Here is a 408-nt window from a genome sequence, read left to right on the forward strand (position 1 = left end):
GTACGGGTCGGCGCGGGGTGAAAATGCGCCGCCTGACCGTCGTGCTTATCGTGTTCTCCGGCCACGCTCGGCAGGCCGGTACGGCTGAGGCTGAGACAAGGCTTCGGATCTGGCAAGCGGAATCCTTGTGCGTCGCAGCATGGTTGCACATGAAACCACCCGTCGCCTTCGAGGTTGCATGCTTCCCATTCGCCGCGCGCCGGGCGAGGTTGCGGACATGACGCCGACGATCCCCCCAGCACTGGCTCCTATGCTGCACGTCTCGCGCCCCACGGGGTCCATCATCCTGCTGGAGCTGGACGCCCCGCCGGCCAACGCTCTGGGCTTGCCGCTGCGCGCCCAGCTGGTGAAGGCCCTGGACGAGATCGCCACCGACGACGACGTCCGCGCCGTGGTGCTAACCGGGCG

Annotated in this window: 1 protein-coding gene; it reads left to right on the top strand. The window is 67.9% G+C overall.

The window, feature by feature from the left end; translation table 11 throughout:
• Positions 1-217: 217 nt before the first annotated feature.
• The coding region (locus AC1DKR_RS21305) for an enoyl-CoA hydratase-related protein (protein WP_478035167.1) at positions 218-408 on the top strand (191 nt) is incomplete at its 3' end.

Source organism: Stenotrophomonas sp. 01N47 (assembly GCF_056399165.1).